Annotated in this window: 21 protein-coding genes; 16 read left to right on the plus strand and 5 right to left on the minus strand. The window is 37.8% G+C overall.

Annotated features, from left to right (window positions below):
- The first annotated feature begins 3 nt into the window (after nucleotides 1-3).
- The 6 genes from acsn021_RS02280 (at nucleotide 4) to guaA (ending at nucleotide 10848) form a co-directional block, all read left to right on the plus strand.
- Complete coding sequence (locus acsn021_RS02280) at nucleotides 4-1398, plus strand: murein hydrolase activator EnvC family protein (protein ID WP_184092700.1); 1395 nt, start codon at nucleotides 4-6, stop codon at nucleotides 1396-1398.
- Between the two features lie 229 nt (nucleotides 1399-1627).
- Nucleotides 1628-2881, plus strand: a complete 1254-nt coding sequence (locus tag acsn021_RS02285; RefSeq protein WP_184092699.1) for a S41 family peptidase — start codon at nucleotides 1628-1630, stop codon at nucleotides 2879-2881.
- Nucleotides 2882-3097: 216 nt separating this feature from the next.
- Nucleotides 3098-5089: an excinuclease ABC subunit UvrB gene (gene uvrB, locus acsn021_RS02290; RefSeq protein ID WP_184092698.1), complete on the plus strand. Its 1992-nt coding sequence runs from the start codon at nucleotides 3098-3100 to the stop codon at nucleotides 5087-5089.
- A 187-nt stretch (nucleotides 5090-5276) separates the two neighbouring features.
- Nucleotides 5277-8129 carry an excinuclease ABC subunit UvrA gene (gene uvrA / locus acsn021_RS02295; RefSeq protein WP_184092697.1) on the plus strand — a complete coding sequence of 951 codons (2853 nt, stop codon included), beginning with the start codon at nucleotides 5277-5279 and terminating at the stop codon, nucleotides 8127-8129.
- Between the two features lie 456 nt (nucleotides 8130-8585).
- Nucleotides 8586-9167 carry a 5'-deoxynucleotidase gene (gene yfbR / locus acsn021_RS02300; RefSeq protein WP_184092696.1) on the plus strand — a complete coding sequence of 194 codons (582 nt, stop codon included), beginning with the start codon at nucleotides 8586-8588 and terminating at the stop codon, nucleotides 9165-9167.
- Nucleotides 9168-9312: 145 nt separating this feature from the next.
- Nucleotides 9313-10848: a glutamine-hydrolyzing GMP synthase gene (guaA, locus tag acsn021_RS02305; RefSeq protein ID WP_184092695.1), complete on the plus strand. Its 1536-nt coding sequence runs from the start codon at nucleotides 9313-9315 to the stop codon at nucleotides 10846-10848.
- 81 nt (nucleotides 10849-10929) lie between these two features.
- Here guaA and acsn021_RS02310 read toward each other — a convergent pair whose 3' ends face one another.
- The 5 genes from acsn021_RS02310 to acsn021_RS02330 all read right to left on the minus strand — a co-directional run bounded on the left by acsn021_RS02310 (nucleotide 10930) and on the right by acsn021_RS02330 (nucleotide 15324).
- Nucleotides 10930-11814: a hypothetical protein gene (locus acsn021_RS02310; RefSeq protein WP_184092694.1), complete on the minus strand. Its 885-nt coding sequence runs from the start codon at nucleotides 11812-11814 to the stop codon at nucleotides 10930-10932.
- A gap of 17 nt (nucleotides 11815-11831) precedes the next feature.
- Nucleotides 11832-12125, minus strand: a complete 294-nt coding sequence (locus acsn021_RS02315) for a hypothetical protein (protein WP_184092693.1) — start codon at nucleotides 12123-12125, stop codon at nucleotides 11832-11834.
- 45 nt (nucleotides 12126-12170) lie between these two features.
- Nucleotides 12171-13196, minus strand: coding sequence for a hypothetical protein (locus acsn021_RS02320; RefSeq protein ID WP_184092692.1), 1026 nt, complete (start codon nucleotides 13194-13196; stop codon nucleotides 12171-12173).
- A 468-nt stretch (nucleotides 13197-13664) separates the two neighbouring features.
- On the minus strand, nucleotides 13665-14813 hold the full coding sequence (locus acsn021_RS02325; RefSeq protein ID WP_184092691.1) for a hypothetical protein: 1149 nt from the start codon (nucleotides 14811-14813) through the stop codon (nucleotides 13665-13667).
- Nucleotides 14782-15324 carry a helix-turn-helix domain-containing protein gene (locus acsn021_RS02330; protein ID WP_184092690.1) on the minus strand — a complete coding sequence of 181 codons (543 nt, stop codon included), beginning with the start codon at nucleotides 15322-15324 and terminating at the stop codon, nucleotides 14782-14784. Before acsn021_RS02330 ends, acsn021_RS02325 begins: the two co-directional genes overlap by 32 nt.
- Nucleotides 15325-15909: 585 nt before the next feature.
- On the opposite strand from acsn021_RS02330, the gene acsn021_RS02335 reads away from it, so the two are divergent.
- The 10 genes from acsn021_RS02335 (at nucleotide 15910) to acsn021_RS02380 (ending at nucleotide 23353) form a co-directional block, all read left to right on the plus strand.
- Nucleotides 15910-16098: a MerR family transcriptional regulator gene (locus acsn021_RS02335; RefSeq protein WP_184092689.1), complete on the plus strand. Its 189-nt coding sequence runs from the start codon at nucleotides 15910-15912 to the stop codon at nucleotides 16096-16098.
- Nucleotides 16099-16113: 15 nt separating this feature from the next.
- On the plus strand, nucleotides 16114-17208 hold the full coding sequence (locus acsn021_RS02340) for a site-specific integrase (protein ID WP_184092688.1): 1095 nt from the start codon (nucleotides 16114-16116) through the stop codon (nucleotides 17206-17208).
- Nucleotides 17208-17603 (plus strand): plasmid mobilization protein, encoded by a 396-nt coding sequence (locus acsn021_RS02345; protein ID WP_184092687.1) that lies wholly within the window; start codon nucleotides 17208-17210, stop codon nucleotides 17601-17603. The genes acsn021_RS02340 and acsn021_RS02345 overlap by 1 nt, the downstream gene beginning before the upstream one ends.
- Nucleotides 17584-18570, plus strand: coding sequence for an AAA family ATPase (locus acsn021_RS02350; protein WP_184092686.1), 987 nt, complete (start codon nucleotides 17584-17586; stop codon nucleotides 18568-18570). Before acsn021_RS02345 ends, acsn021_RS02350 begins: the two co-directional genes overlap by 20 nt.
- A gap of 139 nt (nucleotides 18571-18709) precedes the next feature.
- Nucleotides 18710-19090 carry a TnpV protein gene (locus acsn021_RS02355; RefSeq protein ID WP_184092685.1) on the plus strand — a complete coding sequence of 127 codons (381 nt, stop codon included), beginning with the start codon at nucleotides 18710-18712 and terminating at the stop codon, nucleotides 19088-19090.
- A 32-nt stretch (nucleotides 19091-19122) separates the two neighbouring features.
- Nucleotides 19123-20052: a ParM/StbA family protein gene (locus acsn021_RS02360; protein WP_184092684.1), complete on the plus strand. Its 930-nt coding sequence runs from the start codon at nucleotides 19123-19125 to the stop codon at nucleotides 20050-20052.
- A gap of 17 nt (nucleotides 20053-20069) precedes the next feature.
- A complete protein-coding gene (locus tag acsn021_RS02365) occupies nucleotides 20070-20549 on the plus strand; it encodes a hypothetical protein (RefSeq protein WP_184092683.1) in 480 nt (159 codons plus the stop codon).
- A 412-nt stretch (nucleotides 20550-20961) separates the two neighbouring features.
- A complete protein-coding gene (locus acsn021_RS02370) occupies nucleotides 20962-21330 on the plus strand; it encodes a plasmid mobilization protein (RefSeq protein ID WP_184092682.1) in 369 nt (122 codons plus the stop codon).
- A complete protein-coding gene (locus tag acsn021_RS02375) occupies nucleotides 21303-21728 on the plus strand; it encodes a relaxase/mobilization nuclease domain-containing protein (protein WP_184092681.1) in 426 nt (141 codons plus the stop codon). Before acsn021_RS02370 ends, acsn021_RS02375 begins: the two co-directional genes overlap by 28 nt.
- Nucleotides 21725-23353, plus strand: coding sequence for a hypothetical protein (locus tag acsn021_RS02380; protein ID WP_184092680.1), 1629 nt, complete (start codon nucleotides 21725-21727; stop codon nucleotides 23351-23353). The genes acsn021_RS02375 and acsn021_RS02380 overlap by 4 nt, the downstream gene beginning before the upstream one ends.
- Nucleotides 23354-23454: the final 101 nt, after the last annotated feature.

Raw genomic sequence — 23454 nt, forward strand, 5'->3', positions numbered from 1 at the left:
CAGATGGAGAAAAACTGGAAGAACTTTTTGAAAACGTGGTTTAGAACGTGCAGTACCTTCTTAAAAAGGGTGGGTAACCGACAAAAGGGTATACTTGTTGCCCTTGCGGTCACCATGTTGGTGGGTTATCCATATCTTCATTCCTTTGCAACCGAGATAGATCAGGCAAAGGAAGAAAAATCTAACCTTGAAAAAAAGAAACAAGAAACAGAATTACGATTAGCGGAATTAGAAAAAGAAAAAGGTGATATACTTAATTATATAGAAAAACTAGATAAGGAATTAGAAAACCTTGCTGAAGAAGTATATACTCTGAATAAGGATATCGAAGCAACCAATGAAGATTTGAAGGTGGCAAAAGAGGAACTTGAATTAGCGAAACTGACAGAAGAGAACCAGTATTCCACCATGAAAAAACGGATACAATATATGTATGAGAACGGGCAGACTGATTATTTTGAACTGATTCTAAAATCAGATAATTTGTCCGAGATGCTAAATCAGATTGAGTATATGTCTAAAATAACCCAGTATGATAACAATCTGTTAGGTGAATATAAAGAACTCAAACAGGATGTTATTAATAAAGAACAGAAGCTTGAGGCTAAGATTGAAGAATTAAATGGCTTAAAAGAAGAACTTACCTATGAGCAGGATACCATAACCCGCCTTGTAAAAGATAAAAATGCTGAGGTCGTTAAATACGAAGCCAGCATCGACGAGACAGAATCTTTATCCGCAGAATACAGTTCAAAGCTAGCAGAACAGGAACAGGTCATTGAAGATTTGTTAGAAGCAGAACGAAAGCGTATTGAGGAAGAGGAACGAAAGAAAGAAGAAGAACGCAAACGTAAGGAAGAGGAAAGAAAGCGTCAGGAAGAAGAACGAAAGAAACAAGAGCAGGAAAAGAATAACCAGGGACAGGAGCAAAACGGCGGAGATACTTCTTCTACAGAAGAACCCTCCAATGAAGAGCCGGCTGATAACAGTGATAATACATCAACCACCAGTTTTGCATGGCCGGTACCTGCCAGTAGACGCATTACCTCATATTTTGGAAACCGTAATCAACCAACAGCAGGTGCCAGTACATATCACAAAGGGATTGATATCGGTGCAAGTACCGGAACTGAGATAGTGGCAGCTGCGTCTGGAACTGTTGTAACGGCTGCTCATAGTTCATCAGCAGGGAATTATATTATGATATCCCATGGTAACAGTACATTCACGGTTTATATGCATTGTTCTAAACTGCTGGTATCAGTAGGTCAGCAGGTTAACCAGGGTGAAACCATTGCCTTAGTAGGTTCAACGGGAGTGTCAACAGGGCCGCATCTACATTTTGGGGTATCCGTAAACGGTGGTTATGTAAATCCGTTGAATTATGTTAGTAATTAACGTATATAATGTATAGAGCCTTTAGCGTACTCAAAAAGTAAAGTATCTTATAATATATGATTTCATCCATGTAAATAGGTATGTCGGTGGCATAGGGGAGAAAGAAAGTACTTTCACACAGGCTGAAAGAAAATTTTGAAAGAAAGGAAGCCACTTTTATTCTTTCAACCATTATTAATAGTGGCAATAACACACTGGTTACAGGCGTGTTATGCAAAAGGTATTATCAATGAAAAATAAATTTATGTCAGGCTTTTTATCAGGTCTGGCAGGTGCATTGTTTTTATTTACCATAGTACTTACCATCTATGTTACACAGGTAGAAGGAAATAATAATATACTGCCACAGAATAGCAATACAGCGAAAGAGGATATAGTCTCCGCGTCGGAAAGTAAAGAAGCTACGGATAAAATTATTGAAAAAATTCATAAACTGGAAGCGTTGATTGATCAATATTATATGGAGGATGTAGATGATGAGGCGCTGGCAGAAGGTATTTACAAAGGCCTGATGCAAAGTCTGAAAGACCCATATTCAACCTATTATACCAAAGCAGAATATGATGCCTTAATGGAATCATCAAGCGGTGTATATTATGGAATCGGGGCAACAGTAAGCCAGAATGTAACAACAGGTATCATATCCATAGTAAAACCTTTTCTTACAAGCCCCGCTTATGAAGCTGGATTACTCCCAGGAGATGTTGTTTATAAAGTAAACGGGGAAGAAGTTACGGGACTTGATTTAACAGAGGTAGTCAGCCGTATTAAGGGAGAAGAGGGTACAAAAGCCCAGGTAACAATTATCCGTGAAGGCGAGGACGAACCACTGGAATTCTCCATACCAAGGAGAAAGATAGAAGTCCCGACTATTGAATATGAAATGTTAGAAGATAAAATCGGTTACATTGCCGTAACAGAATTTGATGAAATTACTGCGGAACAGTTTAGAAATGCTCTTGCCGATTTAGAAAGTCAGGGACAAAAAGGGTTAATTGTAGATATCCGTAATAATCCCGGAGGCTTATTAGATACAGTTGTAGATATGTTAAACCGCATGCTGCCCAAAGGACTTATTGTCTATACTGAAGATAAATATGGCAACAAAGATGAAAAATTCTCTGATGCAAAAGAAAAATTTGATAAACCCTTAGCAGTGTTAATCAACGGGAACAGTGCCAGTGCATCTGAAATCTTTGCGGGTGCTATTCAGGATTATGAACTTGGAACGATTGTTGGAACCACCAGCTTTGGTAAAGGGATTGTACAGTCTATCATACCTTTATTTGACGGAACTGCTATAAAAGTAACCGTATCCAAGTACTTTACGCCAAACGGTAAAAATATTCACGGTATCGGTATTGAACCGGATGTAACCGTAGAGCTTGCCGAAGGTTTAAAACAAAAAGTAGTAATTGAAAAAAGTGAAGATAATCAACTTCAAAAAGCAATTGGTATTGTAAAAGAAAAAATGAATAAATAATATAAAAGAGTAAGCATGGTGATTATATTGCCATGCTTATTTGATTAAGGAAATACTTAACAATAAAGAACAGACATTCGGAAAACATTGCTTTTAAAAAATATCTGTGATATAATGTCTAAATGTTAGAATGTATTGAGTTGTAAAAAATAGTAATGAACATTTACTATAAAAATATATTTAGTACACTATTTAGAGGCAGAAAGGACGAATACTATGAGTGAATTTAAGCTTGTTTCAGAATTTGCACCCACCGGAGACCAGCCGGTAGCTATAGCAGATTTAGTAAAAGGCTTTAAAGAAGGTAATCAGTTTGAAACATTGTTAGGTGTGACGGGTTCCGGTAAAACCTTTAGTATGGCGAATGTCATACAGGAATTAAACCGCCCTACCTTGATTATAGCACATAATAAAACCCTTGCTGCCCAGCTTTATGGTGAATTCAAGGAGTTCTTTCCAGAGAATGCGGTGGAGTACTTTGTAAGTTATTATGATTATTATCAACCGGAAGCCTATGTACCTTCCTCAGATACCTATATAGAGAAGGATTCCGCTATAAATGACGAAATTGATAAGCTGCGGCATTCCGCAACCGCCGCGCTTGCAGAACGAAGAGATGTCATTATTGTAGCCAGTGTATCCTGCATCTACGGTCTGGGAAGCCCCATTGATTATCAAGAGATGGTTATTTCTCTTAGACCTGGCATGATAAAGGAAAGAGATGAAGTACTTAGAAAGCTGATTGACCTCCAATATGATAGAAACAATATGGACTTTAAGCGTGGTACCTTCCGGGTACACGGGGATGTGGTGGAAATCTTTCCGGTAACTTCTGATGACAGAGCAATCCGAGTAGAGTTTTTCGGTGATGAAATCGACCGGATAACAGAGATTGATGTACTCACGGGTGAGATAAAGTGTAGTTTAGAGCATATAGCAATCTTCCCGGCTTCCCACTATGTAGTATCAAAGGAAAAGCTGGAAGGTGCCATATCAACCATACAAACAGAGCTTGACGAACGTGTCCGTTATTTTAAAAGTGAGGACAAGTTGTTAGAGGCACAAAGAATATCAGAAAGAACCAACTTTGATATAGAGATGTTAAGAGAAACTGGTTTTTGTTCCGGTATTGAGAACTATTCCAGACATTTATCCGGTTTGGAGCCGGGAAGCACACCACACACCTTGATTGATTATTTTCCCGAAGATTTCTTAATTATTGTGGATGAATCCCATATCACCATACCTCAGGTTCGTGGTATGTATGCAGGAGACCAGGCCAGAAAGAGTACACTGGTTGATTATGGCTTCCGTCTGCCGTCTGCTAAGGATAATCGACCTCTGAACTTTGAAGAGTTTGAAAGTAAAATCAATCAGATGATGTTCGTATCTGCCACACCTTCCGTCTATGAAAAGGAACACGAGCTGTTACGTACAGAACAGATTATCCGTCCAACCGGTTTACTAGACCCGGAAGTATTCGTAAGGCCGGTTGAAGGTCAGATTGATGACTTGATTGGTGAAGTAAATAAAGAAGTTGCGGCTAAGAATAAAATATTAGTTACAACTCTAACAAAGCGTATGGCAGAGGATTTAACTGCTTATATGAGAGAAGTGGGTATTCGGGTGAAGTATCTTCATTCGGATATCGATACGTTAGAACGTTCAGAAATCATACGCGATATGAGACTAGATGTGTTCGATGTACTAGTTGGAATCAATCTACTAAGAGAAGGTCTTGATATACCGGAGATTACTCTGGTAGCAATTCTGGATGCGGACAAGGAAGGGTTCCTGCGTTCGGAAACCTCACTGATACAGACCATAGGACGTGCTGCCCGTAACTCACAGGGACGGGTTATTATGTATGCCGATAAAATGACGGATTCCATGAATAAAGCCATCTCGGAGACCAACCGAAGAAGGGCTATCCAGGAAAAATACAACGAAGAACATGGAATTACCCCGACAACCATCCAGAAGAAGGTCAGGGAACTTATCAGTATCTCTAAAAAAGCCGATAAAGATTATTACAAGATGGAAAAAGATCCGGAATCCATGAATAAGAAAGAGCTGGAGGCTGTTATTAAAAAGGTAACGAAGGATATGCACACAGCAGCGGCAGAATTGAACTTTGAGATGGCGGCAGAATTAAGAGACCGGTTGTTAGAACTGAAAAAACAGCTTCATGATATAGATGAAGATTAATATAGAGGACGAACAAAGGTGGAACAGGGGATTTATTTAAATTTTATACACTAATTCTTGACCAGTAAAGTCTGCAAGCAAATTTGGCAAGTAATTGAACCTATGATGAAAAGTATTATAAATTTCATGACCTGCTTCATATTTGTATCGTGTAAAAAGTGCTGGAATGCACAGATTGGAGTTAAAAATGGCTGATAAGAAACAGTATATTAAAATCAGAGGTGCCAAGGAACATAACTTAAAAAATGTTAGTGTTAACATACCCAGAGACCAGTTTGTCGTGTTGACCGGATTAAGCGGTTCAGGAAAATCATCTCTGGCTTTCGATACAATTTATGCTGAAGGTCAAAGAAGATATATGGAATCCTTATCTTCCTATGCGAGACAGTTTTTGGGGCAGATGGAAAAACCCAATGTAGAAAGTATAGAAGGCTTATCCCCTGCTATCTCCATAGACCAGAAATCAACTAACCGTAATCCTCGTTCTACCGTTGGAACGGTAACGGAAATCTATGACTATTTCCGTCTGCTTTATGCCAGAATCGGTATCCCTCATTGTCCGAAATGTGGGAAAGAAATAAAGAAGCAAACCGTAGACCAGATGGTTGATGATATAATGAATCTGGAAAAAGGAAGCCGTATACAGCTCTTGGCACCAGTCGTTAGAGGACGTAAGGGCGAACATGTAAAGCTTTTTGAACAGGCGAAGAAAAGCGGTTATGTCCGGGTTATGGTAGACGGACACCTGTATGAATTGACGGAAGAAATAAAATTAGAGAAAAATATTAAACATAACATAGAAATCATTGTAGACCGTCTGATTGTTAAGGAAGGTATTGAAAAAAGACTTTCCGATTCAGTTGAAAGTGTCTTAAAATTATCCGATGGCCTACTGGTTGTAGATGTACAGGATAGCAAACCCTTAAGCTTTAGCCAGAACTTTGCCTGCCCGGATTGTGGAATTAGTATTGAAGAAATTGAACCCAGAAGTTTTTCCTTTAATAATCCTTTTGGTGCCTGCCCGGAATGTCATGGTATTGGAATCAAAATGGAATTCTCAGAAGAACTATTAATACCGGATACCTCCTTAAGTCTTGCAGGAGGTGCGATTGCAGCACCCGGCTGGCAATCAGCGGTAGACAAATCCAGTTATACCAGATGTACTTTAGAAGCATTAGCCAAGGAATATAAATTTAATCTGGACACCCCTTACAAGGACTTGCCGGAGAAAATTCGTCATATGATAATTCATGGTACAGACGGAAAATCTGTAAAGGTTCATTATAAGGGACAGCGTGGAGAAGGGGTATATGATGTAGCATTTGAAGGATTAATAAGAAATGTAGAGAGACGGTACCGTGAAACCGGTTCGGAAAGCTCTAAGCAGGAATATGAAACCTTTATGAAGACTACACCTTGTAAAGAATGCGGTGGACGCAGGTTAAAGAAAGAATCCCTGGCTGTAACCGTAGGAGAAAAGAATATATCAGAGGTTACAGACTATTCTATACGCGACTTAAGTGCATTTATGAACAATCTGGATTTAACACCCACTCAGTTGATGATTGGTGATTTGGTATTAAAGGAAATCAGGGCAAGAGTGGGCTTCCTTATGGACGTTGGCTTGGATTACTTAAGTCTTGCAAGGGCAACCGGAACTCTATCCGGTGGTGAGGCACAGAGAATCCGTCTGGCGACCCAGATTGGTTCCGGTTTAGTTGGTGTGGCATATATTCTGGATGAACCAAGTATCGGCCTTCACCAGAGGGATAATGATAAGCTGTTAAAGACCTTAAGGAATCTCAAGGAATTAGGAAATACCCTAATTGTGGTAGAGCATGACGAAGATACCATGTTTGCAGCAGACTATATTATAGATATCGGACCCGGAGCCGGCGAGCATGGCGGTGAAGTCATAGCAGCCGGAACTGCACAGGAAATCATGAAGGTGGAAGAATCTATTACCGGAGCTTATCTGAGCGGAAGAATCAGAATTCCGGTGCCTAAGGAGAGAAGACAACCCTCCGGTCATCTGACCATTAAGGGAGCAAAGGAAAATAACCTAAAGAATGTATCCGTTGATATACCTCTTGGCATAATGACCTGTATTACCGGTGTATCCGGTTCCGGTAAGAGCTCACTGATAACAGAAATTCTTCATAAGAGATTGGCAAGAGATTTAAATAGGGCACGTTGTATTCCGGGAAAACATGACGATATGATAGGAATTGATAAGCTGGATAAAGTAATTAATATTGATCAGTCACCGATTGGAAGAACACCTAGGTCAAATCCGGCAACCTATACCGGAGTATTCGACCAGATAAGAGATTTATTCGCTGCAACCCAGGATGCAAGAATGAAAGGGTATAGCAAAGGGCGTTTCAGCTTTAACATTAAAGGCGGTCGCTGTGAAGCTTGTAGCGGTGATGGTATTATCAAAATAGAGATGAACTTCCTGCCCGATGTCTATGTACCGTGTGAAGTATGCGGTGGCAAGAGATATAATCGTGAAACTCTGGAAGTAAAGTACAAAGGCAAGAGCATCTATGATGTACTGGATATGACAGTAGAAGAAGCTATGAAATTCTTTGAAAACGTTCCTTCCATCCGTAGAAAAATAGAGACATTATACGATGTAGGCTTATCCTATGTCAGACTGGGACAACCCTCTACAACTCTGTCCGGTGGTGAAGCACAGCGTATCAAACTTGCTACGGAATTAAGCAAACGAAGCACAGGTAAGACCATCTATATTTTGGATGAACCAACCACAGGACTTCACTTTGCCGATGTTCATAAGCTAATCGAAATTATGCACAGGTTATCAGAAGGCGGTAATTCCGTAGTCGTTATTGAACATAATCTGGATGTAATAAAAACGGCTGACTATATTATTGATATGGGTCCGGAAGGCGGAGATAAGGGTGGTACAGTTATTGCAAAAGGAACACCGGAAGAAGTAGCGGAGAATAAAAAATCCTATACCGGTCATTATATCAAGAAAATGCTTAATGATAACAGGGAAGAAGCTGTATAATAGTATTCTTGAAACTAATGTACTGCCCAAGTTGGTAATTATTCTAAATATGCAGAAGGAATGTTCAACCTGCTAGGCGGAGAATTGAGGCATAGCACAGTGTCTATGCTGATTGAAGACAACGCAGAAAATGATAGTGAGTCAAATAATTTTAATTAGTCCAGTTATCTGTCGGATGAAACACACGGGTCTTTCAACTAAGAACATAAAGTTCTGGAAATATATAAGATTTGATGGTCATTCAACCATAATGGCTGTCAGATAGTTTGCAGCGGTTCGCAAGAACCGCTGTTGCTGAATTCAAAGCAATTAAATTTAAACGAAATCAATTGAAATATATTGTGCTATCTAACAAAGTATGAAGATATTACGCATGCAAGCTATTCTACTTTGTTAGAAAAACGCAATAATTTAATTTATATAAATAAAACTACAGAAGAATGGAATGGTGTAAAAATGGAAAGCAATTTCTTTGCAATGATGTCACGAATGAAGTATATCAAACGATGGGCGCTTATGCGTAATTCTCAATCAGAGAATGTATCGGAGCATTCTCTGGAGGTCAGTATGATAGCCCATGCTCTGGCAGTTATCGGCAATAAGAGGCTGGGAAAAGAGTTAAACAGCGAAAGAGCAGCATTAATTGCATTATATCATGATTCTACGGAGATTATAACAGGGGATATGCCCACACCTGTTAAGTACTACAACAGTGAAATGCAAGGAGCCTTTAAAGAGATTGAAAAGCTGGCGGCCAACAGGTTGTTAAATATGCTGCCGGAGGATATCAAAGAAGAATACTATCCGTTATATTTTCCCAAGGAAGGGGAAGCATATCTTTGGAAGCTGGTAAAGGCGGCGGATAAACTATCCGCTCTGGTCAAATGTATACAGGAAGAAAAGATGGGCAATATGGAATTCGCCAGTGCGAAAGAGACAATAGAAGAAAGTCTTTTAGACATGGAATTGAAAGAGGTAGAAATCTTTATGGGGGAGTTTTTGCCGTCTTATTATAAGACGCTGGACGAACTAAAATAAAAAGTATAGATAACATGTACAGAAATCAGAGGATTGAAACAGTATTTTCTACTGGTTTTCAAGAAAGAAATGTTGTAAAATAGGTCTATGTGTTTTAAAATAAACCGATACTAATTAATGATGAATCTATTAGGAGGAATTACCAGTGGATAAGGAAATCGTAATTGTCCTGGATTTTGGCGGCCAATATAACCAGTTGATAGCCAGAAGAGTAAGGGAATGCAACGTATACTGTGAGGTATTACCTTATGATACAAGTCTAGAAAGAATCAAAGAAATCAATCCCAAGGGAATTATATTTACCGGAGGACCAGCCAGCGTATATGCAGAGGATGCACCAGCCTGTGATAAAGGAATCTTTGAATTAGGCATTCCAGTACTTGGAATCTGCTATGGTTCACAGTTAATGACCTATTCCTTAGGAGGAAAAGTGTCCAAAGCGCCTCTTAGAGAATATGGTAAAACTGAAATAACCGTTAAGAACGAATCAAAGCTGTTTGCAGACGTGAAAGATACATCTATCTGCTGGATGAGCCATACGGATTATATTGAGCAATTACCAGAAGGGTTTACTGTATCCGCCTATTCTGCATCCTGTCCGGTAGCGGCTCTTGAAAAACCTTCCCAGAACCTATATGGTGTACAGTTTCACCCGGAAGTAGTTCATACCCAGGAAGGAACAAAGATGCTTCGTAACTTCCTATACAATGTCTGTGAATGTTCCGGTGACTGGAAGATGGATTCCTTTACTGAACAATCCATTAAAGCATTGAGAGAAAAAATAGGTGATAAAAAAGTGTTATGTGCCTTATCCGGCGGTGTAGATTCCTCTGTTGCAGCAGTTATGATAAGCAAAGCGGTTGGAAAACAACTTACCTGTATCTTCGTAGACCATGGTCTTCTTCGTAAAGATGAGGGTGATGAAGTTGAAAAGATATTCACCGAGCAGTTTGACGTTAACTTTGTTCGTGTCAATGCGCAGCAAAGATTCTATGATAAATTAGCAGGCGTAGCAGAACCGGAAGAAAAGAGAAAGATAATCGGCGAAGAGTTTATCCGTGTTTTTGAAGAAGAAGCCAAGAAAATCGGAGTCGTTGACTATTTAGTACAGGGAACCATATATCCTGACGTAATTGAAAGCGGTCTTGGTAAATCTGCAGTCATTAAGAGCCACCATAATGTAGGCGGACTTCCCGATTATGTAGATTTTAAAGAAATCATTGAACCACTTCGTGACTTATTCAAGGATGAAGTACGTAGAGCCGGATTAGAAATTGGAATTCCTGAAAAGTTAGTATTCAGACAGCCATTCCCAGGACCTGGTCTTGCCATCCGTATCATTGGTGAAGTAACCGAAGAGAAAGTTAAGATACTACAGGAAGCAGATTATATCTACCGTGAAGAAATTGCGAATGCAGGTCTTGACAGAAGCATCGGACAGTATTTTGCTGCACTTACCAACATGCGTTCTGTAGGCGTAATGGGTGATGAAAGAACCTATGACTATGCTGTAGCATTACGTGCGGTAACAACTACCGACTTTATGACAGCAGAAGCAGCAGACCTGCCTTGGGAAGTACTTGGTAAGGTATCCTCAAGGATAGTAAATGAAGTTAAACATATTAATAGAGTACTCTATGATTGTACTGGGAAACCACCGGCAACGATAGAGTTTGAGTAGAGAACAAAGCCCCAAGAATGGCGTATTTACGCGGTTCTTGGGGCTTTTCTTTGATGTGTGATACCTTTTTGATACCTAGATTTATTCTGGAAATAAGTCGAGTAGCTCATTTTCTAAACCGTGTGCTAGTTTTACTAAATCGACAGATTCACAAATTTTTTCTCTTTCGGTTTGTTTTTCGGAAAGCAAAGAGTTTATAGTTGAATCATTTATTATGGAAACTATGGAATGTTTATATTTTACTTGTGCTTCATTTTCGTAAAAAGCCATTCTTGTTATAGGATTTCGTTTAGCGATTTGCGCAAGGGATTCATCATGGGTAGCAAGAGACTGCAATGATAAGCAATTATACATATTGGATAACATTGCCATTTCAGTAGGGAGATTCCATAAATGAAATAAATCCCATGCCATACCCTCTATCTTTCTAAGTTTTTCTTTTGCCAATGGCTGTATCTTTGCAAAAAACCTTGTTACACATTCTTCGGATCTATCAAAATACCAATAAGCTAAAATGATACCGTTTTCAAAGTAAACACCAAGTTGTTTGTTTGTAAAATCAATAAGTTGAGCCAGTTTATTTTTTGAACTTTCTTTCGTTGAAAAAGCAATTATAAACATTTTAATTAATAAGCAATAAATACTTTTAGCTCTTTTTTCGTTTTCTTTTTGAGTTAAACGCATTTCTTTCATTTGATTCCAAGCAGCATCAGAATATGTATAATCGCTGATATCAGATTGAAAAGAAAGAGTATGTAAATCATTCAATGTAATTCTATCAAAGGTGAAGAACCTTAAAAGACTTAAATACGCTTTTTCTTCGTTTTTCATCCCTAACGAATTAAGACTATCTTCTAAAAGATAAGGTGAAGAATTTAACCTTAGGTTATTTTGCTTAATATGAATTAGTAGATTAAAAAAGTCTTGATCAATTATTTGATCGCTTTGAAATTGTTTCTGTAGCATAGATATAATATTTGAATCTAAATTGATTGTGGTGCATGTCTAATTAAAAGTTCTTTTTTGGGTGAATTCCACATTTTTGAATCTAATAATATTGTTTTATTATAGTCACCTAAATTAACAATTGAATACTTGTTAATTTGAATTTCATTGTTTACATTTTCAAAATCTGTATTTCCATTGCAATCAAAAAGAATTACGTTAATTTTGCTGATAAAAGGTGAGAATAAATATTTCTCATATACACTAATTGGTTTTTTTGTGTAGAGTATAGAGCCGATAATTTCTTTAACCTCTGCAGGCCATTGATACATGTATATACCTCCTCTTAAATGTCAAGCAAATAGTAATATATACGCTTATGATAAATTATTAATCTGTGCTAAGTATTTTCTTGTTAGATGCTTTTCATTTATATTCTCAATTGAGTGAGGAAGATTATTTATAAAGTTAGGGATAGTTCGGCTGTCGATGTAAGCACCAGCAGCAACGTTTAAGAAAGATGCACTATCTAAATTTCCATTCAATAATTGATTTATTCCATAAGTTGTTAAAATTATGGAGCCCAACATTTCAAAACTATTTTCGCAGATTCTAATAAAGTCACTTTTATAGCTTAATAAGTCAGTAAGTGAATATCCTGGTGTATTATTTTCTTTAGCAACTATTAGATTTTTAATTTCGCTTACATAAGCATAACGAAGCTGATTAAAGTCATTAGAAGATCTTAGTTCAATAATAGTATTAAGTGGTATTTGTGAAATGTTTTTTGGTAAATTAATTTCAATGTTACTCTGAGCATATTGTAATTCTAAATGATTTCGCTTTGCTATTTTTTTATTGCGATTTAAAAGTAAATTGTTATATTTAGAAGAATCAGTAATGGAATCCATTTCTTGTAATATCGATATCCTCTCGGCTAAAAAGCTCATATATAGATATGCTAAATCTTCGTTAATCTTAATTCCAAAATCACATTCAGAAGCAATGCCTTCTAAAATACAGAAATCGTGAAAGTCTTGTGAGAATTTTCCGTTATACAGAGTGTAGTTTTGGGTTGAGCGATTCCGCCACTTATCTCGTATTGTGTAACTATTTGTATTATGGTAGGGATGGCCAAATCGTCCACCATATCTATGTGGATATTGCAGATACTGTTCGAACTCCTCTATTGCCTTTTGAGATGCCCATGCTCCTTCATCATAATCAGGCTGATATGGACGTATCAAATTAGTTTCATCAATTATTTGAATTGTGTGTGAACTTAAATAAGTCTCTTTATCATATGGAATCATTGGGATAATAGGTCTTATTTCATCTAAATATAATAATGCAAATTTTAACCAATTGATATCCTGTGCTTCAAATCCTGGGTAATATAACATAAAATTCCTCCTTAGTATGTTATTTATAAATCTACTTACTCTAATTATGCCATTTTTTGTGCGATACAAACTTTCCGCAATCATCACGAGTATCTGGCCAATTCAATTTCCATTCCAAATACTCATTTTCAGTTATCTCCTTATTCGCCAGCTCCTGCTTTCGAATCAACCATTCACTCATGAATTCATCAACCAATCCATAATTAAACCACATACTAACTGGCAGTTCATCTGGCCAGTAATCCTCATTGTCATCATATTAGGCTAGCACTTTTGTAGTGGTTTTTTTATTGCTACGGATAAGAGAGAAAAGATTGATTGCACCACGGTTATCTTCATCTAGCCAGAAGAAAGTCTGCATAATATCTTCTGCACTGCTAGTGTGTAATAGATTATATTTTCCATTAATTAAGTATACTCCTTTCGATTCTCCAATCCATAATCTGGATAAGATGGTTTGAGAATTGATTAGAATAATTCTGATCTATACGTACTATCACCTAACGTGAAGAACAGAAAGCATTTGTCATAATAATTTTTATATTCATTAATCTTATATTGTACAGATGTAAGTTCGGTAATCATATTATTGTAAAATTGCTGGCCAATAGGGGTTACTGAATCATTCTCCATTGAATATAAAGCATCATTCCCAATCTTGAAGAAAATTTCTTGAATTACATATCTACCACGTTCTATTCCATAAAAACTATTTTTGGCTTTGTCAAGATTCTTAATAACCTGTGTGAGAATGGGCGTTGGATCTGTTATTAATTTAAGATACTCATGCATGTTAATTTTATTTGAATTGTTAGCAGGTATTTCGAAATAAAAATCATTTAGCTGTATAATTACATTCAATAATTCAATTGTATGTAGATCTACATTTGAGGAAGAGCAATCTTCTGTAGAATCACTAGGTGAGGATGATTCTGTAGCAGAATTAAATGGTAATCCGGACTTAAATATGATTTCAATTGGAATTCGGTTTCTTGAAAAAGTAAATTTATCTAGATTGGATTTATTATCGTACACATAATTAATGAATTCTGATATAAAAAGAGAGATTTCACTTGTATTACTATTTGAATTATCTATATAATCTTCAATATCAAAATTTTCTTTATCGAATTCGCATATATAACCATTTTTAATACAGATTGTATAATTTTTTCGTATAAAATCTGCATGTTCTTCGTAGGTATTAAATATTTCCGATATTAGGAACACTATGCGCTCAAGGGCTTTACTGCTACCTATTTCTTTATTGGATTCAAAACCAAAAGGAATTCTTTTGATTTCTAAATATATTTCTTCATTTAGTTTATTCATCAGTCGTATATCAGCAGTACAATGACTGGAATTATTAAGAATATACGGTTTTCTATTCGGATTCATCTTTAATAATAATTTTTGAACTTCTATAGCGTCTTCTTTGTCAGGGCATCCAGCAAATTCATAGTTATCATTTAATAGCAGTTCAAATATATTTTTAGTACTTGAATAAGTACATTCTTTTGTTGTGCAGTTGCAACAATAATTAAAATACATAACAGCCTCCATTCTCGTTACATAATAATAATTTTCAGTTATATTTTGTTGTATTTTTGCAATCATCACAAGTATCCGGCCAATTCAGTTTCCATTCCAAATACTCATTTTCTGTAATCTCTTTCTTTGCCAGCTCCTGCTTTCGAATCATCCATTCCCTCATGAATTCATCAACCAATCCATAATTAAACCACATACCAACTGGCGGTTCATCTGGCCAGTAATCATCATTGTCATCATATTGGGCTACCGCCTTTGTGGTGGCTTTTTCTTTTTTATTACTACGGATAAGAGAAAAAAGATTGATTGCACCACGGTTATCTTCGTCCAGCCAGAAGAAAGTCTGCATAATATCTTCTGCGCTTCCTGGAACTTCGCTGACAAAGTTAAGGGGATTGATATCCATAGCCTTTGCCATATCTATAAGCATGTCTTTTTGAGGAACTCTGTAATCGCATTCGTATTGTGCAATACGATTTGCAGCGCCTTTTTCTTCTAAACCAACAGCAACTCCAAGTTCCTGCTGGGTCATTTTTCTGAGTTTTCGTACAAATTTTATTTTTTTACCAATGGTCATAGTCTGCCTCCTTTACTGGAAATTAAATAAAAATGAAACCTTATAGGACTTATTATATCTGATAAATGAGATACAGTAAATAAAAATATTCGCCTAGAGGCGAAAATAATATTGACATTCGCTATGAGGCGAATTATAATGGGTATCACAATAGGGCATTCGCTATGAAGCGAATACTAATACAACTGAATGAGCGGTACCATATGTTAACAGACATTCGCCAAGACCTTCTGATAAGGAAGCGAGCGATGATGACACTCCCAGAACTGGCGGGAATATCTCACACAAGAGCAGGCCCGGGGCGAATAGCCGAGGTTGATTTACGCGAGTAGCGATGAGAATACTATGCTTGCATAAGTATTCGAGGAGCACCGCGATAGTGTTAGAAAGAATTTCTAACACCGAAACATCAACAACATATGAATACACAGAACGCCAACGATTTTCCAAACAGGAAAACCGTAGCTATAACGTGAGTTATAGCACCTGATCTTGCTGCAATAGTCCAAACAATAGTTGAGCGGCCGGGGGGTTCTCAAGGTCCCTAGTTAGATTTTGAAATTTTTATACAAAGGAGGTGGACGGATGGAAGGAGCAATTTATATTACAGCAGCTGAGATGGCTGAAATGCTTGGCATTTCAAAACCATATGCGTATAAGCTCATCAAACAGATGAATGAAGAGCTTGACGCAAAAGGTTTTATTACCATTCCTGGCAAAGTAGCAATTAAGTATTTTGAAGAGAAGTTTTACGGAGTAACAGTAACAGCGTAACGAAAGGAGAAATTGATGGCAGCATATAAAGATGAGGAGCGAGGCACATGGTATGTCTCGTTCCATTATTACGATTGGACTGGCAAGAACAAGCGCAAATTGAAGCGTGGTTTCAAAACCAGAAGAGAGGCATTAGAGTGGGAGCAGCATTTTCGCATGAAGGAAGAGGCTAATTTGGAAATGACTTTTGATGACTTTGTCGAAGCCTATACAAGAGACATGAAACCCAAATTAAAAGAAAATACTTGGAACACGAAAGAAGCGGTTATTAACAGCAAGATACTCCCTTATTTTAAGGATAAGAAAATGAAGGATATCAAGCCGACAGATATTATTCAGTGGCAGAACCAAATGATTAAGCTTAAGAATCCGCAAGGAGCATTATTTAAGCCTACTTACCTGAAAACAATTCAATCGGAGATAAGCGCATTATTTAATCATGCGGTACGTTTTTATGAATTGAAAGAGAATCCGGTAGTGAAGGCAGGACCATTGGGAAAAGGGAAAGCAGACGAAATGCTCTTTTGGACAAAAGAAGAGTATTTGAAATTTATCGAGCAGGTAAAGGACAAGCCAGTTTCCTATTACGCATTTCAGATTCTATATTGGTGTGGTCTTCGTATGGGGGAACTATTAGCACTAACACCAGCAGATATTGATGTCCCAAAGAGTATGATTCATATCACAAAATCTTATCAGCGAATCAGGGGTAAGGATGTTATTACAGATCCAAAGACTCCAAAGAGTAAACGAGATGTAGTGATTCCTGATTTCTTGCGTGATGAACTACAGGACTATATGAGTCGGTTATATGGAATTACCAAGAAAGATAGGTTATTTCATATTACAAAAACATATTTGCACCATGAAATGGATCGTGGGGCTAAGAAAGCAGGAGTGCAGAGAATCAGAATCCATGACCTGCGCCACAGCCACGTATCCCTTTTAATCAGCATGGGATTTACAGCCGTAGCCATTGGTTCAAGAGTAGGTCATGAAAGTTCAGATATAACTTTTCGCTATGCCCATATGTTTCCAAGTGAGCAAAAACAGATGGCAACCATGTTAAATGATGCATTTGTGATTACAGATAAGGAAGGTGATGAATAATGCCGGGAGTTCATAAGAATCCAACGATTAGTTTTCGTATTTCCGATTATGAAAGAAGAGAAATTGAAGCGAAGATTAAGGCAAGTGGAATGCAGAAAAAAGATTATTTTGTTCGTTCCTGTATTTATAACCATGTGTGTGTTGTTGGTAAGAAAGAGACGGTATATGTGTTGGTGGAGGAGTTGCAGAAAATGCAACAAAATCTTTATCAGTTGAATGAACAGATTTTATCAGAAGATATTCAGATAACCAGTGAAGAAATGCAGGAATTACAGCTTGATTACGAATATATGCTAAAAGCTATTTTGTGGATGCTTGAAGGTGCACGATATTTGTGGGAAGGAAAAAGTACAGCAGGGAAGGAGAGTGATAATTGTGGAGGAAGCAAAAGTTGAACTAAAGATGATTAATATGGCAGATGTTCAGGCGAGTTCCATCGATTGGCTTTGGTATCCGTTTATTCCATATGGAAAACTTACCATCATTCAGGGTGATCCTGGAGATGGTAAAAGTACTTTGGTATTGAATATAGCAGCTAGACTATCAATGGGAGAAGGCCTTGATGATGAAATGAAACCTACGGAACCAATAAATGTAATTTACCAAACGGCAGAAGACGGTTTGGCTGACACTGTGAAGCCTAGGCTAGAACTTGCAGGAGCCGATTGTAGTCGGATTTCTATTATAGATGAAAGTGAAAAATCAGTATCTATGGTAGATGAGCGATTAGAGGAGGCGATAATGAAACAACAAGCAAAACTCCTTATCCTAGATCCGATTCAGGCATATCTTGGTGGTGGTACGGATATGAATCGTGCCAATGAAGCTCGTGATATGACCAAAAAGCTTGGAGCATTAGCTGAGAAAACGGGGTGCGCCATTGTTCTTATCGGTCACATGAATAAAGGTGGTGGTGCAAAAGCAGCATATCGTGGTATGGGTTCTATAGATTTCTTTGCAGTTGCAAGAAGCATGATTCTAGTTGGGCGAATCGAAGGGCAGGAACAAATGATGGCGGTGATTCAGATTAAGAATAACTTAGCTGCCTTTGGACATGCCAAAGCATTTGCCCTTGAAGAAGATGGTTTTTGCTGGATAGGTGATTATGATATTACTGCGGATGAAGTACTTGGTGGGGTTGTTCCAAAAGCAAATAAATTGGAACAGGCAAAGCAGTTATTGAAAGATTTGTGTGCAGACAAGACCATGATGCCGAGTAGCGAAATTATGGATATTGCCTTGGGTGAAGGAATTTCCAAGAGGACCTTGGAAAGTGCCAAGAAGGAATTAGGAATTAAAGCAAAGCGGGTCAACAATATCTGGTACTGGGATTTGAAACAAGATGATATGAATGAGATTTGATAGTAAGACCGCAACATTGCAAAGTATCAGATTTTACGGTCTTAAAATTGCGGTGTTACACATGATTGCAAGGTTGCAAACACAATAGGCTTTGCGGTGTTGCGGTCTTGCAGATTATAAAAGAAAGGACGTATGTGTCATGAAGGAAGAAACAATATTTGAGAAGATGGGGATAGAGTATCAGGAGGTTGCTGGAATTTTTTATCCGATTTTATCTGTTCCATCGGAGGATAACCAGTGTCACAATGTTGGGAAATATGGTCGTATGTGGATTGAACATATTAAGTTAACTTACCCACAGCGATATCGTAGTCTATTGCGCTTTGGAGAATTAAAGGAGCGAGCAGAAATGGTTAATGAAACAGCATACGAACTGTTAGAAGACATTGAAGTCAGATGGCTGAGTAAACATAGACCAAAGAATTCTAATTCCTTTATAGAACAGTTACACCTTCGTAACCAGGCGCGAATGATGGCAGAGGAAGTTGTGCTTCATGACGTAGTCAGACAGTTTCACTAAAATTAGCAAACACAAGAAAGAGAGGATTTTTTATGAATCAATATAGAGTAGATGGGAGCCTGATTATTGCTGTAGATCACGGTTTCGGAAATATGAAAACAGCAAATATAGTATTTAGCAATGGAATGGCGGTATATGACACAGAGCCAATTATGAGCAGAGATTATCTGTTCTTTGCGGGAAAGTATTATGTGCTGAATCAGGGACATAAGCCATATGCTTCTGAAAAAATTAACGATGATGATTTTTATATTCTTACCATTGCAGCGATTGCAAAGGAACTTCGATTAAGAGGCATTACAAGAGAGCAAGTTCACCTTGCGGTAGGATTACCACTAAAATGGAGGGACGTACAGCAGGAGGAATTCAAGAAGTATTTGCTACGAAATAAGCATGTGGAATTTACCTATTGTGGAAGTAAATATTTCGTAGAAATTACTGGGTGTAGTGTAATGCCACAATGTTATGCTGCTGTGGCAGAAAAGTTAGGTTCTTATCAGGGGCTTAATATGCTAGCTGACATTGGAAATGGAACTATGAATGTTATGTATCTTCAGGATGGTAGAACCATTGAGAAAAAGATGTGGACGGAAATTCTTGGGGTGAAGCAATGCGCTTTGCTAATTCACGATGCAGTGCTCAATAAGTTTCAGGTGGAACTGGACGAAAGCCTGTTGAATTCCTATCTCATGAAAGGAAGGGCTGATGTAGACGAAGAATATTTGAAGTTTATGGAAGAGACAGCGAAGACCTATGTGCAAAGTATTTTCCTGAAATTAAAGGAACTTGGTTATAATTCCAAACTGATGAAACTGCACTTCATGGGTGGTGGAGCAAAACTGGTAGAGCTATTTGGAGAGTATGAACCGGCAAGAGTATCTTTTAATCATGACATTTGTGCCAATGCCAAAGGCTTCGAGTATTTCTGTTATCTCGCAATGCGTAAACGTAGACGTGCTTAAGAAGGGAGATGGGGCAAATGAAGGATACAGAACAAAAGACAGTTCGCTTCTATGCCAATAATCCGAAGCATAAGGAGGCGTGGGAGTATCTTCACCAACTGGATAAGGAGATTTGTTCGTCACAGCAGGATTTTATAGTCGATGCAATTAACAGCTATTATCACAAGATGGCAGAGATGAAAGATGATCCTTATCTGGAGACACGAGAGCGTGAAGAAGAATTTATTAAGCGGATTACACATGGAGTGATGGAACAATTAACAGCAGACCTTCCCAAGGTGGTTGGTGGATTTTTGATTGGTTTGTTGGCAGGAGAAACAGATGGTGCGTCATCCATTGGGAGAATACTTGCAGAGAAGTTTAGAGGTGTTGCGGCTAATGAGTGTAATGTTGGTACTTCGTCAAATGTTGAGGTAAAGGAAGCTGAAATCAAAGCTGATATCAGTGAAGCGGAAGTGGCTGACAATGAGTACTTGGATTTAGACAACATTTTCTAAAAGAAATCAGAAATGTAATCACTTGTGAAAAGATGACATCATGAAAAAGCCATTCTGGTATCAGAAATCGCTGATGAAATGACTGGTGCCAGATGTCTTGCTTTTTGCAATCAGAAGAGGCTGATAGATTTCATTTCTGATATTTTTATGCTTTTGGTAAATATCATAAGTGTAATTTTATTGTATATTATATCGCCCACTGCGGTGGGCTAAATATCGGGTGCAGGTGCTCCTGCCAAGACGTCCGCTATTGCGGATGGGAAAAGTGCTACCTTTTCCGTATCTTGCAAACCCTGTGAACCGTACTAAGAGAATTACTTTGGCATTAGCCAGGGAAGAAAGGAGATAAAGACAATGGCACAGATAAGAGAAAGTTGTACCAAAACACAGAGGAAGATTGGAGGATTTTTATATGACAAATGGAAAACGAAAATACCTATCCTGTAAGAAGGATTGTCATGTTTCTCTAAAATTATCGGAGGAAGATTTTATAAAGCTGGAATCAGATGCGAAATCAGCAGGAATGGATCGAAGCAAATATTTGCGAGCTTTGATTCAGAATGCAAAAGGGATTGATCAAACGTATGTGGCAGATAGGGCACAGTTAATCAGAAAGGTTTCGGGAGTATCAAACAATGTGAACCAGATGGCACATTTAGCAAATGCGCAAGGACAGATATATTTTTCTGCAATAGAAGAGGCTCGTCAGGAAGTGGTCAAGCTTCAGGACATTTTGAAGGAGGTACTAGACGTATGGCAATTACGAAAATCATGCACATGAATTCAGAGAAAAACCGTAATCCGGCACAACATCTTCAAAATGCACTGGAGTATATTCAAAATCCAGACAAGACTGAGAAATTATTTTTGGTGGGCAGTGTAAACTGCCTGCCAGAAACAGCCTTTGAACAGATGATGGATACAAAGAAGCTGTTTCAGAAGACGAATAAGAGGCAAGGTTATCATATTGTATTGTCCTTGAAACCGGGAGAGGGAACACCAGAAATTGCATTTGATATGGCACGAAGGTTCACGGAGGAATTTCTTGGTGACAGATATGAAGCTGTTTATGCCGTTCATATTGATAAAGATCATATTCATAGTCACATCGTTTGGAATAGTGTGAGTCTTCTTGATGGTAGAAAGTACGATTATAAGAGGGTGACTGGAAGCATGTGATTCAGCCAATTACCAACAAGCTTTGCAAGGAATATGGATTATCCGTTATCGAAGCAGAGTATGTGAAGAATTCGCAGAATCTTTCCAGAAAAGAATGGCAATATGAACAGACATTTAAGGAAATGATTCATCGAGACGCAATGTTTTGTGCTTCCTACGCTGGTAGCATGGAACATTTTTTGTTTTTAATGCAGCGATTAGGCTATGAATTCAAGTCGAAGGAATATCTTACTGTGAAGATGCCAGGACGTAAGCTGTATCATCGTTTGGATAAAATGGATGAATACTTTGCAGAGGACAGATTCAAATATTGTTTTGAATACACGAGTATGAATATACCCTACTTTCACGCTACAAATCCAACTTGGATAAAGCGCAGTAATATGTCACCCTATCAAAAAAAGTTTTATGGAAAGATGTATCGTCTGCGTATGATTGAGCAGAAACGTTTTTATGTGAAATCAGCCAAGTATGCAAAAGATTTGATGTTGTTCCATAAGTTGCAGGAAGAGTACCTTTTTCTTGCAAATAATAATATTCGTACCATAGAGGATCTACTTGATATTAGAGAAAGTAAGCTGGAGCGTATTGATGAAATTACAAAGATTCAGGACTCTATTTACAAGCAAAATTCCAGTAAGAAACGAGCTTGTAATTCTGATGGGGATTGGAGGGCGTATCAGAATTGGCGAATTGACGAGTACAGTAAACTGGATCAGCTAAAGGTAGAGAAAAAAGAAGCCAAGAATATGGTTGCAATGGCTGAGCGATGTTTGGCTGAAAAGTTAGATACAGCAATGGATGTGATATCAGAGTTTGAAGAAATTAATGCTACGAATAAGATTGAAATTCCTGAGTTTGTTGAGGAGCGAGCATTGGAGTCGAAAGCTGAAATTGTAAGGGAAATTTCTTATTTGGAGGATAAGAAAATATCTATGCATCAGAAACCAATAGCGAAGCCGATGGTATTTTATGAGGAGAAGCCTAAAAGGGATGAAACGATGCAAGATCATCAGGAGTTGGAGGAGCATATAGAGCAGTCGCAATATCAGAATATCTCGTTACAAGTGGAGCCACTGGCAAGTGAGCAAGATTTAAAAAGCATTGTACTAGATCAGTCAGAAATAAAACCTGAATTAGTGGCTTATACAGAGTCACTTCCTGATAGGTTTTCGGAGTATTCTCTTTTATCTGTAGAAGAAAAAGTGAAGCGTTATCAGATGACAGGTAAGGAGGATACATATGCTATGGTGGAAGCTTATTTTAAGCGCATTGGTCATCCAATTTATTTTGGAGAAATCTATGATGAAGCGAAAGAACTAGAAACTGCTTATAAATCCAGCTTGATAGAGGAACAATCGGAATTAATAGCTGTAGAAATGCTGGTGGATGGAATTACACCTGAATCATATTTTCTTTTATCCGTGGCTTCTAAGGCAAAGTATTTCGAATTTGATATGGCTGATAATAATTATAATTTAAGCTTGTATAAAGAAGTTATGCGGAAGATGAATCAAAAGATATCCAGTGCTGAATTGTTTGAGGGGTATCAGGAGATTTACGAGGCAAAGATGATGAATCGGATGGTCGGAATGCAGGAAAAGAAATGGGATAGAAGTAGGTAGTGTAGTGATGTGTTGCTATTTGGTATGTATTACCGGTAGCAACATATTTTGGTGTAAAATAATTATTATCATAAAATGGCATAAAACTTCAAAAATCGTTT

The sequence above is a fragment of the Anaerocolumna cellulosilytica genome, assembly GCF_014218335.1.
GTDB lineage: Bacteria > Bacillota > Clostridia > Lachnospirales > Lachnospiraceae > Anaerocolumna > Anaerocolumna cellulosilytica.

What these genes read in the sequence shown, in the direction of transcription:
- acsn021_RS02320 (WP_184092692.1), bottom strand. Translation starts at nt 13,196, where the DNA reads ATGTTATATTACCCAGGATTTGAAGCACAGGATATCAATTGGTTAAAA.
- uvrA (WP_184092697.1), top strand. Translation starts at nt 5,277, where the DNA reads ATGGCTGATAAGAAACAGTATATTAAAATCAGAGGTGCCAAGGAACAT.
- acsn021_RS02315 (WP_184092693.1), bottom strand. Translation starts at nt 12,125, where the DNA reads ATGTATCAATGGCCTGCAGAGGTTAAAGAAATTATCGGCTCTATACTC.
- acsn021_RS02355 (WP_184092685.1), top strand. Translation starts at nt 18,710, where the DNA reads ATGAAGGAAGAAACAATATTTGAGAAGATGGGGATAGAGTATCAGGAG.
- acsn021_RS02335 (WP_184092689.1), top strand. Translation starts at nt 15,910, where the DNA reads ATGGAAGGAGCAATTTATATTACAGCAGCTGAGATGGCTGAAATGCTT.
- uvrB (WP_184092698.1), top strand. Translation starts at nt 3,098, where the DNA reads ATGAGTGAATTTAAGCTTGTTTCAGAATTTGCACCCACCGGAGACCAG.
- acsn021_RS02310 (WP_184092694.1), bottom strand. Translation starts at nt 11,814, where the DNA reads ATGCTACAGAAACAATTTCAAAGCGATCAAATAATTGATCAAGACTTT.
- acsn021_RS02325 (WP_184092691.1), bottom strand. Translation starts at nt 14,813, where the DNA reads ATGATTGCAAAAATACAACAAAATATAACTGAAAATTATTATTATGTA.
- acsn021_RS02285 (WP_184092699.1), top strand. Translation starts at nt 1,628, where the DNA reads ATGAAAAATAAATTTATGTCAGGCTTTTTATCAGGTCTGGCAGGTGCA.
- acsn021_RS02375 (WP_184092681.1), top strand. Translation starts at nt 21,303, where the DNA reads ATGGCAATTACGAAAATCATGCACATGAATTCAGAGAAAAACCGTAAT.
- acsn021_RS02345 (WP_184092687.1), top strand. Translation starts at nt 17,208, where the DNA reads ATGCCGGGAGTTCATAAGAATCCAACGATTAGTTTTCGTATTTCCGAT.
- acsn021_RS02365 (WP_184092683.1), top strand. Translation starts at nt 20,070, where the DNA reads ATGAAGGATACAGAACAAAAGACAGTTCGCTTCTATGCCAATAATCCG.
- acsn021_RS02340 (WP_184092688.1), top strand. Translation starts at nt 16,114, where the DNA reads ATGGCAGCATATAAAGATGAGGAGCGAGGCACATGGTATGTCTCGTTC.
- acsn021_RS02370 (WP_184092682.1), top strand. Translation starts at nt 20,962, where the DNA reads ATGACAAATGGAAAACGAAAATACCTATCCTGTAAGAAGGATTGTCAT.
- acsn021_RS02280 (WP_184092700.1), top strand. Translation starts at nt 4, where the DNA reads ATGGAGAAAAACTGGAAGAACTTTTTGAAAACGTGGTTTAGAACGTGC.
- yfbR (WP_184092696.1), top strand. Translation starts at nt 8,586, where the DNA reads ATGGAAAGCAATTTCTTTGCAATGATGTCACGAATGAAGTATATCAAA.
- acsn021_RS02360 (WP_184092684.1), top strand. Translation starts at nt 19,123, where the DNA reads ATGAATCAATATAGAGTAGATGGGAGCCTGATTATTGCTGTAGATCAC.
- acsn021_RS02330 (WP_184092690.1), bottom strand. Translation starts at nt 15,324, where the DNA reads ATGACCATTGGTAAAAAAATAAAATTTGTACGAAAACTCAGAAAAATG.